Origin of the sequence: Streptomyces sp. NPDC090088 (assembly GCF_044747345.1) — a bacterium.
Classification (GTDB): domain Bacteria; phylum Actinomycetota; class Actinomycetes; order Streptomycetales; family Streptomycetaceae; genus Streptomyces.
Genome location: NZ_JBIVDZ010000008.1, coordinates 612,078 through 626,424 on the forward strand (window position 1 = coordinate 612,078; position 14,347 = coordinate 626,424).

Here is a 14,347-nt window from a genome sequence, read left to right on the forward strand (position 1 = left end):
GTTGGCGCCGCGCACATTCTACGGCGGCCGGAGAGGAGACCCCGGATGACCAGCCCCTTGTTCTCGCCCCTGCGACTGCGCTCCGGGCAGGTGCTGCCCAACCGGATCGCGAAGGCGGCCATGGAGGAGGGGATGGCCGGCGCCGGTCAGCTCCCGGACGAGCGGCTCCTCGCCCTGTACCGGCGGTGGGGCGGTGGCGGCGCCGGCCTGCTGATCACCGGCAATGTGATGGTGCACGCCGAGGCGCTGACCGGCCCGGGCGGTGTCGTCCTCGACGCGGCCACCCCGCTGGAGCCGTTCGCCGCGTGGGCCGAGGCCGGCCGGTCCGGGGGCGCGGCGATGTGGATGCAGATCAACCATCCCGGCCGCCAGGTCCAGGCCGAGATGCCCGGCGTGGTGTGGGGGCCGTCGGACGTCGGCGTCGAGATCGGCCGGCACAGCAGGCGGTTCGGCCGCCCGAGCGCCATGGCACCGGACCAGATCGAGGCCACCGTGCGGCGGTTCGCGGTCACCGCGGAGCGGGCCGCGCGGGCGGGCTTCGACGGCGTGCAGATCCACGCGGCCCACGGCTACCTGCTCTCGCAGTTCCTGTCCCCGCTGGTCAACCGGCGCACCGACCGGTGGGGCGGTCCGCTGGAGAACCGGGCGCGGATGCTGCTGGACGTGGTGCGTGCCGTACGGGCCGCGGTACCGCCGGAGTTCGCGGTCGCGGTGAAGCTGAACTCGGCCGACTTCCAGCGCGGCGGCTTCGACGTCGACGACGCCCGCCGGGTGATCGCCCTGCTCGAACCGCTCGGTGTCGACCTGGTGGAGCTGTCCGGCGGCAGCTACGAGAGCCCCGCCATGTCGGGCCGCCCGGCCGACGCCCGGACCCGGGCCCGCGAGGCCTACTTCCTGGACCTGGCGAAGGACCTGGCCGCCACGAGCCCGCTCCCCCTCATGCTCACCGGCGGCATCACCCGGCGGGACACCGCCGAGCAGGTCCTGGCCGACGGCGTCGACCTGGTCGGGATGGGCACCGCGCTGGCGGTGGCCCCGGACCTGCCCGGCCAGTGGCGGCGGGGCGCGGGGGCGGACGCCCGGCTGCGGCCGGTGACCTGGTCGGACAAGACGCTCGCCGCGGCGGCCGGGATGGCCCTGGTCCGCCGCCAGCTGCGCCGGATGGCCCGGGGCGGCGAACCGGCGCTCGGCACCCGTCCGGCCTGCGCGCTCGTCTCCGAGCAGCTGGTGGCGCGCCGCCAGCTGCGCCGCTACCGCGCCTGGTTGCCGGAGGCGGCCTCACACCGCCAGCGCGCAGACCACTGACGGCACGGACGCGGTGGCGACCGGCTCGCCCAGGACCCCGGAGTCCCGGACCGGCAGCACGGCCAGGGTGCCGCTGTGCTGGTTGGCGACGAGGAGGTGGCCGGGGACCGGGGTCAGCCCGCGCGGCCAGCCGCCACCACAGGGGGTCTCGCCGAGCGGCACCAGGGTGATGCCGTCGATCCGGAAGGCCGCCACCGTCTCGGCGCCCCGGTTGGTGACCCAGACGAAGCGGTCCGAGACGACGATCCCGCCGGGCTGGTTGGGCACCCCGGCGTCCGTCGCGGGCACCCGGGACAGCTCGACGAGGGTGCCGGTCGCCGCGTCGTACCGGTGGCAGGTCACCGTCGAGGAGAGTTCGTCGGCGCTGAACACCAGGTCGCCGGTGGGCGTGAAGGCGAGGTGGCGGGGTCCGGAGCCGGGGCGCAGCCGGTTCACCGCGGTGCGCTCCAGGGTGCCGTCGGCGGTGTCCAGGCGGTAGGCGAACACCGCGTCGGCGCCGAGATCGGTGGCGAGCACGAACCGGCCCGCCGGGTCGACCAGCACCTGGTGGGCGTGGCTGCCCTCCTGCCGTCCGACGACCGGACCCGACCCCTTGTGCTCGACGACGTCCGTGAGGTCCGCGATCCGGCCCGCCGCGTCCAGCCGGTGCACGGCGACCGTGCCGGGCAGGGTGTCGGTGCCGTAGTTGGCGGTCAGCAGCCAGTCGCCGTCCGGGTGGACGGTGAGGTGGCAGGGGTTGGCACCGCCGCTGGTGACCGGCGCGCCGAGGGCGGTCGGCGCGCCCCCCGGCGTGGCGAAGGCTCCGACGGCGCCCTCGGTGGACTCGTGGGTGGTGTAGACGACGGGCAGGGTCGGGTGGGCGGCCAGGAAGGACGCGCCGCTCGCGGGGACCGGCGACGCCTCGGTGGTCAGCACCGGCCCGTTCAGGCGCAGCGAGGTGAGACCGACCCCCTCACCTCCGGTGTCGGGGGTGTAGGAGCCGGCGAGAACTGTGGGCATGGGGATTCCTCGGGTGCGGTCGGCACAACAGGTCGTCGGGGCGCCGGGGCGTCGGGGCGCCGGGGCGTCGGGGCGCCGGGGCGTCGGGGCGCCGGGGCGTCGGTCGGTGCGGTACGTCATGGGCAGGTCCAGCACGTCGTACGTCAGCGCAGCACGTCGTCATGGTGGTCCAGCAGGGCGAGTTCGGTGCGCCGGGGCAGGCCCTCCCAGTCCCCGGTGGTGGAGACGGCGAAGGCGCCGAGCCGGGCGGCGGTGCGCAGCCGGTGGTGCGGGGGCTCGCCGGCGAGGAGTTCGGCGAGGTAGCCGGCGACGAACGCGTCCCCGGCGCCCACCGAGTCGTGCACCCGCACGGGGAGCGCGGGCTGCCGGTAGGGCACTCCGTCGAGGAGGGCGTACGCGCCGTCGGCGCCCAGCTTCACCACCGCCCCGCCCGGTCCCAGCTCGCAGAGTCCCTTGGCGAGTTCCTCGGGCTCGTGGAGGTCGGGCACCGCGAGCCGGGCCTCGTGCGGTCCGGCGAACACCAGGTCGCTGTCGCGCAGCAGGGGCAGTACGGCCCGCCGGGCGTCGGCCTCGCTCCACAGCAGGGAGCGGAAGTTGATGTCGAAGGAGACGAGGACACCCGCGTCCTTGGCGATCCGCACCGCCCGGCGGACCGCGCTCGCGGGGTCGTCGCCGAGGGCCGGGGTGATCCCGGTGATGTGCAGGACCGCGGCCCCCGCGACGACCTGCTCGGGGATGTCCTCGGGGGCGAGCCGGACCCCGGCCGTCGCGGTGCGGTAGTACCGCATGCGGTGGTGGCCGCTGGTGCGCCGCTCCTTGAGGAGCAGCGAGGTCGGGGCGGGGTCGCGGACGGCCAGCGCGGTGACGCCCTCGGCACGCAGTTCGCGCAGCACGAGTTCGCCGAGCTGGTCCTCGCCGACCCGGCCGATCCAGGTGGCCCGGCCGCCGAGCCGGCTCACCCCGACAGCGACGTTGGACTCGGCCCCGGCGACCCCGAGGCGCAGCGCGGTGCCGAGGGCGAGGGGGCCCGGCTCGCCGGCGGCGAGGACGGCGAGGGTCTCGCCGACGGTGACGAGGTACGGCTGGCCGGCATCGGCAGTGGTGTTCACGCGTCGCCCTTCCCGGCCCGCGCCGCGGGCCTGACCGTCTCCAGCAGGTCGCGTGCTCTCCGGGTGAGCGCGGCGAGGGCCGCCGGGTCGCCGGGGGCCCGGTCCGCGCCGCGCAGCAGCGGGGAGCCGACGCCCACGGCACAGGCCCCGGCGGCCAGGTACGCCGCGGCCTCGGCGAGGTCCACGCCGCCGACCGCGACCAGCGGGATGTCCGGGAGCGGGGCGCGCAGTTGCCGTAGATACGCGGGTCCGCCGGTGCAGGCGGGGAAGAGCTTGACGGCGGCGGCGCCGGCCCGCCAGGCGGTGGCCACCTCGGTGGGGGTCCAGGCGCCCGGGTAGCAGGGGATGCCGAGGTCGGCGGCGGCGCGGATCACGTCGGGTTCGACGACGGGGGCGACCAGGAACTCGGCACCGGCGGCGACCGCGTCGCGCAGGTCGGCCGGGGTCATGACCGTACCCGCGCCGACCGCCGCGGACGGGCCGAGCTCCGCCCGGATCCGGGCGAGGGCGTCGAGGGCGCCCGTGGTGGTGAGGGTGATCTCCAGGCAGGTGACCCCGCCGGCGGCGAGGGCGCGGGCGACGGCGGGCAGCCCGGTGGCGTCGGCCGAGCGCAGGATGGCCATCGCACGGGTGCGGACCAGCTGCGGGGTGAGGGCGGGGCGTGCGGTCACTTGACCGCTCCCGCGGACATGCCGGCGACGACCTGGCGCTGGAAGAACACGAAGATGACCAGCAGCGGCAGGACGCCGAGCAGGGCGGCCGGGAACAGGGTGGTCGGCTGCACGGTGTGCGGGTCGATGAAGGAGTAGGCGTTCACCATGACGGTGCGCTTGTCGGGGTCCTGGAGGAAGACCAGCGGGACGAGCAGGTCGTTCCAGATCTGCAGGGCGACGAAGGTCAGCAGGGTGCTGGTCACCGGCCGCAGCAGCGGGAGCACGACGACGAAGAAGGTGCGGAACGCGCCGCAGCCGTCGAGCGCGGCGGCCTCCTCCAGGTCGACCGGGATGGAGCGGATGAAGCTGGTGTAGAAGAACACGGCCAGCGGCAGGTTGATCGCGGTGTAGATGAAGACCACGCCCGCGTAGGTGTCGAGCAGGTTCATGTCCCGCATCAGCAGGTACAGCGGCGCCACCACCACGAACACGGGGATGGAGGTGCCGAGGATGAACAGCCGGTACACGGTCGTGGACCAGCCCGCGGTGATCCGGGCCAGCGGGTACCCGGCCAGCGAGCCCAGCACGGTGATGCACACGCAGGAGAGCCCGGTGATCAGCAGGGTGTTGAGGGTGCTCGGCCCGTAGTGGATCTGGCTGAAGGCGTCGCTGAAGTTCTTCAGCGTGAAGGAGTGCGGGATCCCCAGCGGGGAGCGGGCGACATCGGCCGCGGTGCGCAGCGAGGTGACGACCGTGAAGAGGAACGGCAGCACGAACAGCACGGTGCCCAGGCAGAGCAGGGCGGTGCCGAGGCCGTGGGCGATCAGCCGCCCCTTGGCGGATATGGAGGGTGGAGAGGTCATGGTGGCGATCCGTCCGAATCGATCAGGTGCGGTACGACGTCACACGCGCCGACGTCAGATGCGCTGCCGTCGGCCGCGCTGTCAGATGCGCCGTTCGCGCAGCCTGAGCAGGGAGTTGGTCGCGCTGGACAGGACGACCACGGTCACCAGCAGCAGCACCGACAGCGCGACGCCGAGGGCGAACTTCCCGCCGCCGAAGATGTTCCGGTAGACCAGCAGGGTCAGGGTGTCGGTGGCACCGGCCGGGCCGCCGTTGGTGAGGACGAGCGGGAACTCGAAGACCTTCAGCGAGCCGATCAGGCTGAGGGTGACGTTGACGGTCAGGGCGGGGGCGAGCAGCGGCCACTCGATGCTGCGGAACCGCCGCCAGCCGCTCGCGCCGTCCAGCGCGGCCGCCTCCAGCAGTTCGGTCGGCATGCTCATGTAGCTGGCGAGGAAGATCGCGCAGGAGTAGCCGGTGAACATCCAGACGTTGACGGCGGCCACCGCGTACAGCGCGGTGTGCGGGTCGCCCAGCCAGACGTGTCGCAGGCTGCCGAGGCCGATCGCGTCGAGCAGGCCGTTCAGCCCGCCGCCGGGTGCGAAGAGGTACGACCAGATGAACGCGGCCATCACCGGGGAGATCAGCGTCGGCGTCAGCAGCACGACGTTGAGCACCTTGCGGACCCCGGGCCGGCGGAACAGCATCGCGGCGAAGAGCAGGCCGAGCCCGTTCTGCACGACGACGACCACGACCGCGTAGAGCACGGTGTGCCACAGGGCGGCGGAGATGGCCGGGTCGTCCGCCATCGCCCGGTACTGGTCGAGCCCGACGAAGTTCGCCACCGGGCCGCCGAGGCTGTCGGTGAAGCTCAGATAGACGCCCCGGACCAGCGGATACAGCATGAAGACGCTGTACACGGCGATCGCCGGGAGCAGGAAGGCGGCCATGGTGGCGCGCCGGCGGTGGAACACGAGGTCGATCCTCCTTGGCCGGGGGGCCGCGGTGCGGGCGGGGCGAAAGGGGCGGGGAAGCGGGCCGCACCCGCACCGCGGCGGTCCCGGGACGGGACTCGGTAGGCCGGTCTACTTGGCGGAGGCCGCCGTCTGGATGTCCTTCAGGGTCTGCGCCTCGGAGGCCTGGCCCAGCAGGAACGCCTGGATCTTGGAGCCGACGGTGGTCTCGGCGGTCGCGCCGTACCAGGAGTCGGACGGCAGGACGCGGTAACGGCCTTCGTTGAAGGCGGCGTTGAAGGTCTTGGTCTCCGTGGCGTCCGGGGTCGTACCGCCGGTGAAGGGGGACTCGGCGTGCTCGGCGTCCAGGTACTTGGCGAGGTTCTCGCTCTGGGACCAGAACTTCACGTACTCCTTGGCCGCGTCGGCGTGCTGCGACTGGGAGTTGACGCCCCACATGGTGCCGGAGAAGAGCATGGCGTTGGGCTTGGTGCCGGCGGCGCCGGCCGGCCAGGGGGTGAACTGGACCGGGAAGTCGGCCTTGGCGACGTTGGAGACCTGCCAGGCGCCCTGGTACCAGAAGGCGCTCTTGCCGGCGCTGAAGTCCTGCGGACCCTGCGACCACTCGTCGACGCCGAGCTCGTTCTTCCAGCTGATGTACCCCTTGTCCTCAAGGGTCTTGAGCTGGTCCAGCGAGGTCTTCCAGTCGGTGCCGAAGGAGGCCTTGCCGGCCAGGAAGTCGGCGTCCCACTGCTTGTTCTTCTGGTAGACGAGGGTGGAGCCGATCGCCTGGAAGGTGGAGCTGCCGGTCCAGCCGGACTTGTCGGGCAGCGCGATCGGGGTGATGCCGGCCTTCTTGACCTTGGCGAGGTCGGCGAGGAACGTCGGCCAGTCGGCGGGGACCTCGGTGACACCGGCCTTCTTCAGCAGGTCCATGTTGGTGTACAGGCCGATGCCGATCAGCTCCATCGGCATGGCGAGGACCTTGCCGTCGCTGGTCGCGAAGGGCTTGGCGGAGTCGGAGATCCGGCTCGCCCAGGACTCCTGGGAGAGGTCGGCGAGGTAGCCGGAGGCGCCCCACTTCTTCATCTTGTCCGTGTCGACCATGATCACGTCGCCGGCCTTGCCGCCGAGCAGCTCGGGCTGGAGCTTCTGGGTGTAGGTGTCGTTCGCGGTGATGTACTCGAAGTCGACCTTGATGTCCGGATGGGCCTTCTCGAAGGCCTTGTTGATCTCCGCGACGTTCGCGGGCTCCGCGCCGCCGCCCTTCCACGCCTCGACCTTGATGTGCACCTTCCCGTCCGCGGAGGACGAGCCGGAGCCACCGCCACAGGCGGCGAGCGTGGTCGCCAGGGCGGCGACCGTGGTGGCGACTGCGAGCAGTCTCCCGGAGCGCTTCATTGCACACCTCACCCATTCGTCGGCGCAGGCCGACATCTCGTGTTTGCGGGGATTGATTGCGGGATGCAGCTCGGTCGACATGTCGAACCGAGTCTGGAATGACGAACAAAGTGGGGGGCGGGGGGGATGGGGGGGTACGAACGGATCGGGATCTCGAACAGTCGGGGCGGTCCGGATTGCGGACCGCTGCCACTGGCTGGTTTCAGTCCCGCCGTTTCGGCCGGGTCTGCATGGATATATCACTGATATCCACTTGAGGAAACCGGTTGACCAAGACTTCGGCGAACGCTAGGTTGCGGCGCCAGAAGGTGTCAAGAGGCCGAACACAACACCCCACAGGGAGGAACCCCAGTGCCCGATCAGCCAGTACGGGCCAGGCTGGTGGATGTCGCCAGGGAGGCCGGCGTCTCCAAGGCGACCGTGTCCAAGGTGCTCAACGGACGGCAGGACCTGTCCGTCCGCCCCGAGACCAGAGCGCGCATCCACGAGGTGGCCGAGGCGCTCGGCTACCGCCCGCACTCCGGTGCCCGCGCGCTGGCCGGCGCGAGCACCCACGCCCTGGCCCTGCTGGTCCCCTCCCTCGGCAACCCGACCTACGTCACCATCTCCCGCGGCGCCTACCAGCGCGCCCGTGAGCTGGGCTATCTCTCCCTGCTCGCCGAGGACTTCGACGGGCAGGAGGCCGACGAGACCTTCAACGACCTGGTCAAGGAGGGCCGCGTGGACGGGCTGCTGATCGCCTCCGCCCGCCCCGGCCATCCGCTCCTGGAGACCCTGCGCCGCAGCCCCGTCCCGCATGTCTTCCTCAACCGCGCGGTCGAGGGCTCGGGGCGCAACGTCACCATGGACGTGGCCCGTTCCAGCGTCACCGCGCTCGACCACCTGCACGAGCTCGGCCACCGCGTGGTGGGCCATGTCGCGGGCCCGACCGGCATCAAGCCCAGCGAGGACCGCAGACAGGCGTTCCTCGACCGCGCCGGCGAGCTGGGACTGCTCGCCGCCCCGGTCGCCACCGGCGAGTTCACCGAGGAGGGCGGTGCCACGGCCGCCCGCGCGCTGCTCGCCCCCACCGACACCCGCCCACCGGTCACCGCGCTGTACACCAGCTCGCTGGCCCAGGCGATCGGCGCGCTGCACGCGATCGGCGAACTCGGCCTGCGGGTCCCCGAGGACGTCTCGCTGGTCGGCAACGACGACCTGCCGGTCGCCGGTTACCTCACCCCCTCCCTCACCACCGTCGCGATGCCCCTGTACGAGCTGGGCACCGCCGCCGTCGACGCCCTGGTCGCCGAGATCGAGGGCAAGTCACCCGGGGACGTGGTCGTCCCCACCGAGCCGCGGCTGGTCCTGCGCGGCTCCACCGCTCCCCCCGGCCGAGCCGGGCGAAAGACCCTGACCTAACGGGATGACCGAGCCGCCGGTCGCACCGAGAGGAACCCCATGAGCCGCACCATCCCCACCCGCTTCGCCGGGCGCACCGCCCTGCTCACCGCCGCCGCCTCCGGCATCGGCGCGGCCACCGCCCACCGGCTGGCCGGTGAAGGCGCGTCCGTGCTGGTCACCGACGTGGACGAGGCGGGCGCCGCCCGGGTGGCCGAGGAGGTCCGCGCCAAGGGCGGGGACGCCCGCCACCGCGCCCTCGACGTGACCTCCGCCGAGGCCTGGCCGGAGGCGGTCCGGGCCGCCGAGGAGTGGACCGGCCGCCTCGACCTCCTCCACCTCAACGCCGGCCGCAACCTGCCCGGCGCCGTCCACGAACTCTCCGACGCCTCCTGGCACAGCCATCTGCGCCTGGCCCTCGACTCGGTCTTCTACGGCTGCCGGGCGGCCGTACCCCTGCTGTCGGCCGCCCGGGGCGCGATCGTCATCACCTCGTCCGTGCACGCGGTCCTCGGCTTCAGCGGCTTCCCCGCGTACGCGGCCGCCAAGGGCGGGGTGACCGCGCTGGTACGGCAGTTGGCGGTGGAGTACGGCGGCCGGATCCGGGTCAACGCGGTGGTGCCCGGGGCCGTGGACACCGGCCTGTGGGTGGACGCCCCCGCCGAGTACCGCGCGCAGACCGCCGCCCGCACCCCGGTCGGCCGGATCGGCGAACCCGAGGACATCGCCGCGGCCGTCGCCTTCCTCGGCTCCGAGGACGCCTCGTTCATCACCGGCCAGAACCTGGTCGTGGACGGCGGCCGCAGCATCAGCGCGCAGGAGTAGCGCGCATCCCCCTGTTCGGCTTCAGCGACTCTCACGTCACCGCCTCGGGCTCTCGTGCCCGCGGACCCGGAGGTCCCGCACCATGAAAATCACCGGATACGAGCTGTTCTTCGTCGAACCGCGCTGGCTGTTCCTGCGCGTCGACACCGACGAGGGCGTTTCCGGCTGGGGAGAACCCATCGTCGAGGGCAAGGCGCACACGACGGCGAAGGCCGTGGAGGAGATGTTCGACTACCTCCTCGGCCAGGACCCGGCCCGGATCGAGGAGCACTGGCAGATGCTCGCGAAGGGCGGCTTCTACCGGGGCGGCCCGGTGCTCAGCAGCGCCCTCGCCGGTATCGACCAGGCCCTGTGGGACATCGCGGGCAAGACCCACGGCGTGCCCGTGCACCAGCTCCTGGGCGGCCATGTCCGCGACCGGGTCCGCATCTACGGCTGGCTGTACGGCGAGACCCCCGAGGAACTCGCCGAGTCGGCGGCCGGCCAGGTGGCCAAGGGCCTGACCGCCGTGAAGATGAACCCCTGCGCGCAGCTGGAGCCGCTGGCCACGCCGGCCGCGATCGCCGCGATCGTGGACCGGGTGACCGCGGTCCGCGAGGCGATCGGCCCCGACCGTGACCTGGCCCTCGACTTCCACGGCCGGTTCAGCGGGGCGATGTCGCGGCGGGTCCTGCCGTATCTGGAGCCGTTGCTGCCGATGTTCGTGGAGGAGCCGGTCCTGCCGGAGTTCACGCGCGACCTCGGCGAGGTCGTCCGCGCCACGTCCATTCCCATCGCCACGGGCGAACGGCTCTTCTCCCGCTGGGACTTCCGCGAGGTGCTGGCCGACGGCATCGCGGTCGCCCAGCCCGACATCAGCCACGCGGGCGGCATCTCGGAGACGCGGCGCATCGCGGCGATGGCCGAGGCGTACGACGTGCTGGTGGCCCCGCACTGCCCCCTCGGCCCCATCGCCCTCGCCGCGAGCCTCCAGCTCGACTTCGCCATCCCGAACTTCCTGATCCAGGAGCAGTCACTGGGGATCGGGTACGGGGACAGCAGCGGGTTGCTGGGGTATCTGGCCGATGCCTCGCCGTTCGAGGTGCGGGACGGCCACATCGAGCGGCTCACCGGTCCGGGGCTCGGCATCGAGATCGACGAGGCGGTGATCCGGGAGGCGGCGGAGAAGGGGCACCGCTGGCGCAACCCGGTGTGGCGGAACAGGGACGGGTCGCTGGCGTCCTGGTAGCGCCGGTAGCGGGACGGCTGCGGCCCGGTGGGGGTTGTTCGCGCAGTTCCCCGCGCCCCTAAAGGGGCGCTCGCCGTAGCGCCCCTTTAGGGGCGCGGGGAACTGCGCGACCAGCCACGACGCACCCGCACCCGAAAACGGTCCCGCACCCCCTGCTTCTCTGCCCCCACCCCACAGGTCCCGGACGGGCCCGCTGCAACGGACCCGCCCGGTTTTCGGAGGACACTCACTCTCACCAAGGAGCGTCGCAATGAAGCGTCGCAGATCGGCCGTGCGTACGGCCAGTCGAACATCCCGTGTACTGACCCTTCTGGCCACCCTGGCCGGCATCCTGCTCGTCCCGGCCACCGCCGCACACGCCGCCGGCACCGCCTACTACGTGAACTGCTCGGCGTCCACCAACGGCACCGGCACGCAGAGCAGCCCCTGGAACGCGGTCAGCAGCGTCAACGCCACCACCTTCACCGCCGGCGACAGCATCCTCTTCGCCGCCGGCACCACCTGCACCGGCCAGCTCACCCCGGGCGGCTCGGGAACCTCGGGCAGCAACATCTCGATCAGCTCCTACGGCTCCGGTGCCAAGCCGGTCATCGACGCGGCCGGTGCCACCGGCGCGGTCGTCAAGCTGCTCAACCAGCAGTACTGGGACATCGGCGGCCTGGAGCTGATCGACAACGCCTCCTCGCCCGCCTACCGCTCCGGCGTCCTCGCCGAGAACAGCTCCGGCGGCGTCCTGCACCACATCCGCGTGCACGACATGTACATCCACAACATCGCGGGCTACGGCGGCGGCTGGTACTCCACCAACGCGGGCGTCGGCGTCCAGACCGACCACACCACCCCGGTCTCCACCTGGGACGACGTCGTGGTCGAGAACAACACCTTCGACCACGTCGACCGGATCGCGGTCGCCGTCACCCCGGACGGGGACGGCCAGGGCACCGGCCTGACCACGAACACGGTCATCCGCAACAACACGATGACCTATGACGGCGCCGACGACATCCTCGTCGTGAAGAACGACGGCGCCCTGATCGACGGCAACAAGGCGGGTTACGGCGGCGCCAAGTCCACCTGCCCGCCGTCCGGCCAGTACTGCAACGGCGCCTCCGCCGGCATCTGGATGTCCGGCAGCAGCAACACCGTCGTCCAGAACAACGAGGTCTACTGCCACATCAACGGCGCCGACGGCACCGGCTTCGACGTGGACTGGGGCAACCACAACACCACGTTCCAGTACAACTACAGCCACCAGAACCTCGGCGGCTTCCTGCTGGTGATGCCCCCGTTCACCATCGCCAACGAGCCCACCTCCACCGTCCCCAGCGACGGCACGGTGGTCCGCTACAACATCAGCGAGAACGACGGCAGCAACTCCGGCTGCCCCACCTCCGGCACCCAGACCCACGGCGGCGGAGTCCTGCACTTCGTGGGCGGCGTCCCGAACCAGAGCGGCAGCGCCGGCGCGGTCCCGCTGTTCTACAACAACACCTTCTCCGTCCGGGACGGCCTGTCCACCCCGATCCTGTACTCCCGCTCCGGCACCTCCATCAGCGGCGCCCTGTCCTTCCAGAACAACGCCGTCTTCAACTACGGGTCCGGGAACTACTTCACCACCACCGGCACCTCGACCTACTCCAACAACCTCTTCTACGGCAACCACCCGTCCCGCGAGCCCGCCGACGCCGCGAAGGTGACCGCCGACCCCGAGTTCCGCAACCCGGGCAACGCGAACACCTCGTCCTCGTACACCGGCAAGAACGCCTACCAGGTGCACGCCTCCTCCCCGGTGATCCGGGCCGGCACGGTGATCAGCTCCAACGGTGGCCAGGACGCGTTCGGCAACGCCGTCTCCGCGACGGCAGCCCCCAACATCGGCGCCTACAACGGCACCGGCGGCAACCTGCTCTCCAACGCCGGTTTCGAGACGGGCTCGCTGAGCCCGTGGACGCAGGCCAGCGGCAACTCCTCCTCCGTGACCGCTGCCAACGCCCGCACCGGAAGCTACGCGCTCACCACCACCGCGAGCGGCAGCGGCGCAAACCAGGCCCTCACCGGCCTCAGCCCCGGCACCACCTACCTGCTGACCGGCTGGGCCAAGGTCGCCACCGCGGGCGAGACCCTCGCGATCGGCGTGAAGAACTTCGGCGGCACCGAGACCTACACCAACATCGCGACCACGGCGTACAGCCAGGCGGCGGTCCTGTTCACCACCGGGTCGTCGAGCACCACGGCGACCGTCTACTGCTGGAAGAACGCCGGTGGCAGCGGCGCCGGTTACTGCGACGACCTCGCGGTGGAGCCGCTGTCCTCCGCCACCAACGCCGTCACCAACCCCGGCTACGAGACCGGCGCGCTGACCCCGTGGGTCCAGTCCACCGGTACGGCGTCCGGTGTGGTCGCCTCCAACGCCCGCTCCGGCAGCTACGCGCTCCAGACCGGGGTCAGTGCCAGCGGTGCCATCCAGACCGTCAGCGGTCTCACCTCCAGCGGCACCTATCTGCTGGTCGGCTGGGCCAAGGTGGCCACCGCCGGTGAGGAGGTCGCGGTGGGCGTGAAGAGCTTCGGCGGTACGGAGACGTACCTCAGGGCCTCGACCACGTCCTACGCCCAGCAGCCCCTCTTCTTCACCACGGGCGTCTCCACCACCTCCGCCGGTGTCTACTGCTACAAGAACTCCGGTTCGGCGGCCGGTTACTGCGACGACTACTCGCTGATCAAGCTGTCGTAACGGCAGACGGCGGATCGACGAGCGGGCGGGCGGGCCGGGTCACCGGCCCGCCCGTTCCGTCATCTTCCGAAGAGCTCGTCATCTTCCGAAGAGCTCGTTCAGGTCCGTCTGCGAGATCTGGTTGTCGGCGTAGGAGAAGGTCCCCCGGTCCGCCAGCTCCCGTGCCGCGCCCAGCAGCCGCGCGTACATCGCCCGCGCGATGCTGCCGCCGACCGTGACCCGGCGCACCCCGAGTTCGCGCAGGTCGGCCAGGGACAGGGCAGCGCCCGTCAGCCCCATCACCACGTTCAGCGGCCCGTCGATCTCCTTCACCAGGGTGCCGATCGTCCCCGCGTCGGCCGCGCCCGGGACGAACGCGCAGTCCGCGCCAGCCGCCAGATAGGCGTTGGCCCGGCGCACGGCCTCCGCCAGCGGGCCGCCGGTGAGCAGCACGTCGGTACGGCCGACCAGGACGAACGGCTCGCCGGCCGCGTCGACCACCTGGCGGGCGGCACGGATCCGGTCGGCCGACAGTTCCGGGTCGTACAGCGGCCGGGAGCGCTCGCCGGTGAAGTCCTCGATGTTGCCGCCCGCGGCCCCGGCCCCGAGGGTCAGCGCGATCGTCTCGGCGACGGTCTCGGGCGCCTCGCCGAAGCCGTCCTCCAGGTCCGCGCTCACCGGGATCCGCACCCCGGCGACGATCTCGCCGACGCGGCCCACCATGGTGTCGCGGTCGACCCGGTCACCGCCGTAGTCGTGGTCCGGGCGGCCCAGCGAGAAGGCCACGCCCGCGCTGGTGGTGGCCACGGCCGGGAACCCGGCCGACTCCAGGATCCGGGCGCTTCCCGCGTCCCAGGCGTTGGGCAGCAGGAAGCAGCCTTCCCGGTGCAGTTCGACGAAGCGTGCGGCCAGTTCACTGCGTTCTGTGTCCACGCCGACCA

General features: G+C 72.0%; 12 protein-coding genes. 5 read left to right on the forward strand and 7 right to left on the reverse strand.

The genetic code is table 11. The features are described from left to right. Positions 1–45 precede the first annotated feature (45 nt). The gene (locus ACIPSJ_RS36615) at positions 46–1,305 is read left to right on the forward strand and encodes an NADH:flavin oxidoreductase/NADH oxidase family protein (protein WP_401352400.1); all 1,260 of its coding nucleotides are present in this window, start codon (positions 46–48) and stop codon (positions 1,303–1,305) included. Here ACIPSJ_RS36615 and ACIPSJ_RS36620 read toward each other — a convergent pair. From ACIPSJ_RS36620 to ACIPSJ_RS36645, 6 genes are all read right to left on the reverse strand, one after another. Further along, positions 1,279–2,304, reverse strand: coding sequence for a lactonase family protein (locus ACIPSJ_RS36620; protein WP_401352403.1), 1,026 nt, complete (start codon positions 2,302–2,304; stop codon positions 1,279–1,281). The genes ACIPSJ_RS36615 and ACIPSJ_RS36620 overlap by 27 nt on opposite strands. A 143-nt stretch (positions 2,305–2,447) precedes the next feature. After that, positions 2,448–3,413, reverse strand: a complete 966-nt coding sequence (locus tag ACIPSJ_RS36625) for a sugar kinase (RefSeq protein WP_401352405.1) — start codon at positions 3,411–3,413, stop codon at positions 2,448–2,450. Then, positions 3,410–4,084: a bifunctional 4-hydroxy-2-oxoglutarate aldolase/2-dehydro-3-deoxy-phosphogluconate aldolase gene (locus tag ACIPSJ_RS36630; RefSeq protein WP_401352408.1), complete on the reverse strand. Its 675-nt coding sequence runs from the start codon at positions 4,082–4,084 to the stop codon at positions 3,410–3,412. Before ACIPSJ_RS36630 ends, ACIPSJ_RS36625 begins: the two co-directional genes overlap by 4 nt. After that, the gene (locus ACIPSJ_RS36635; protein ID WP_401352410.1) at positions 4,081–4,929 is read right to left on the reverse strand and encodes a carbohydrate ABC transporter permease; all 849 of its coding nucleotides are present in this window, start codon (positions 4,927–4,929) and stop codon (positions 4,081–4,083) included. Before ACIPSJ_RS36635 ends, ACIPSJ_RS36630 begins: the two co-directional genes overlap by 4 nt. A gap of 81 nt (positions 4,930–5,010) precedes the next feature. Continuing rightward, positions 5,011–5,883, reverse strand: a complete 873-nt coding sequence (locus ACIPSJ_RS36640; RefSeq protein ID WP_401352412.1) for a carbohydrate ABC transporter permease — start codon at positions 5,881–5,883, stop codon at positions 5,011–5,013. Between the two features lie 111 nt (positions 5,884–5,994). After that, positions 5,995–7,263: an ABC transporter substrate-binding protein gene (locus ACIPSJ_RS36645; RefSeq protein WP_401352415.1), complete on the reverse strand. Its 1,269-nt coding sequence runs from the start codon at positions 7,261–7,263 to the stop codon at positions 5,995–5,997. Between the two features lie 351 nt (positions 7,264–7,614). Between ACIPSJ_RS36645 and ACIPSJ_RS36650 the strand changes: the two genes are divergently transcribed. From ACIPSJ_RS36650 to ACIPSJ_RS36665, 4 genes are all read left to right on the forward strand, one after another. Beyond that, the gene (locus ACIPSJ_RS36650; RefSeq protein ID WP_401352418.1) at positions 7,615–8,664 is read left to right on the forward strand and encodes a LacI family DNA-binding transcriptional regulator; all 1,050 of its coding nucleotides are present in this window, start codon (positions 7,615–7,617) and stop codon (positions 8,662–8,664) included. 39 nt (positions 8,665–8,703) lie between these two features. Then, entirely contained in the window at positions 8,704–9,468 is a 765-nt protein-coding gene (locus ACIPSJ_RS36655) for an SDR family NAD(P)-dependent oxidoreductase (RefSeq protein ID WP_359210651.1), read from the forward strand. 82 nt (positions 9,469–9,550) lie between these two features. Next, positions 9,551–10,696 (forward strand): galactonate dehydratase, encoded by a 1,146-nt coding sequence (gene dgoD / locus ACIPSJ_RS36660; protein ID WP_359210648.1) that lies wholly within the window; start codon positions 9,551–9,553, stop codon positions 10,694–10,696. Positions 10,697–10,946: 250 nt separating this feature from the next. Beyond that, positions 10,947–13,427: a carbohydrate binding domain-containing protein gene (locus tag ACIPSJ_RS36665; RefSeq protein WP_401352422.1), complete on the forward strand. Its 2,481-nt coding sequence runs from the start codon at positions 10,947–10,949 to the stop codon at positions 13,425–13,427. 78 nt (positions 13,428–13,505) lie between these two features. Here the strand turns inward: ACIPSJ_RS36665 and ACIPSJ_RS36670 are convergent, their stop codons facing one another. Continuing rightward, on the reverse strand, positions 13,506–14,339 hold the full coding sequence (locus tag ACIPSJ_RS36670) for an isocitrate lyase/phosphoenolpyruvate mutase family protein (RefSeq protein WP_401352425.1): 834 nt from the start codon (positions 14,337–14,339) through the stop codon (positions 13,506–13,508). Positions 14,340–14,347 lie beyond the last annotated feature (8 nt).

What these genes read in the sequence shown, in the direction of transcription:
- ACIPSJ_RS36615 (WP_401352400.1), top strand. Translation starts at nt 46, where the DNA reads ATGACCAGCCCCTTGTTCTCGCCCCTGCGACTGCGCTCCGGGCAGGTG.
- dgoD (WP_359210648.1), top strand. Translation starts at nt 9,551, where the DNA reads ATGAAAATCACCGGATACGAGCTGTTCTTCGTCGAACCGCGCTGGCTG.
- ACIPSJ_RS36645 (WP_401352415.1), bottom strand. Translation starts at nt 7,263, where the DNA reads ATGAAGCGCTCCGGGAGACTGCTCGCAGTCGCCACCACGGTCGCCGCC.
- ACIPSJ_RS36635 (WP_401352410.1), bottom strand. Translation starts at nt 4,929, where the DNA reads ATGACCTCTCCACCCTCCATATCCGCCAAGGGGCGGCTGATCGCCCAC.
- ACIPSJ_RS36655 (WP_359210651.1), top strand. Translation starts at nt 8,704, where the DNA reads ATGAGCCGCACCATCCCCACCCGCTTCGCCGGGCGCACCGCCCTGCTC.
- ACIPSJ_RS36620 (WP_401352403.1), bottom strand. Translation starts at nt 2,304, where the DNA reads ATGCCCACAGTTCTCGCCGGCTCCTACACCCCCGACACCGGAGGTGAG.
- ACIPSJ_RS36665 (WP_401352422.1), top strand. Translation starts at nt 10,947, where the DNA reads ATGAAGCGTCGCAGATCGGCCGTGCGTACGGCCAGTCGAACATCCCGT.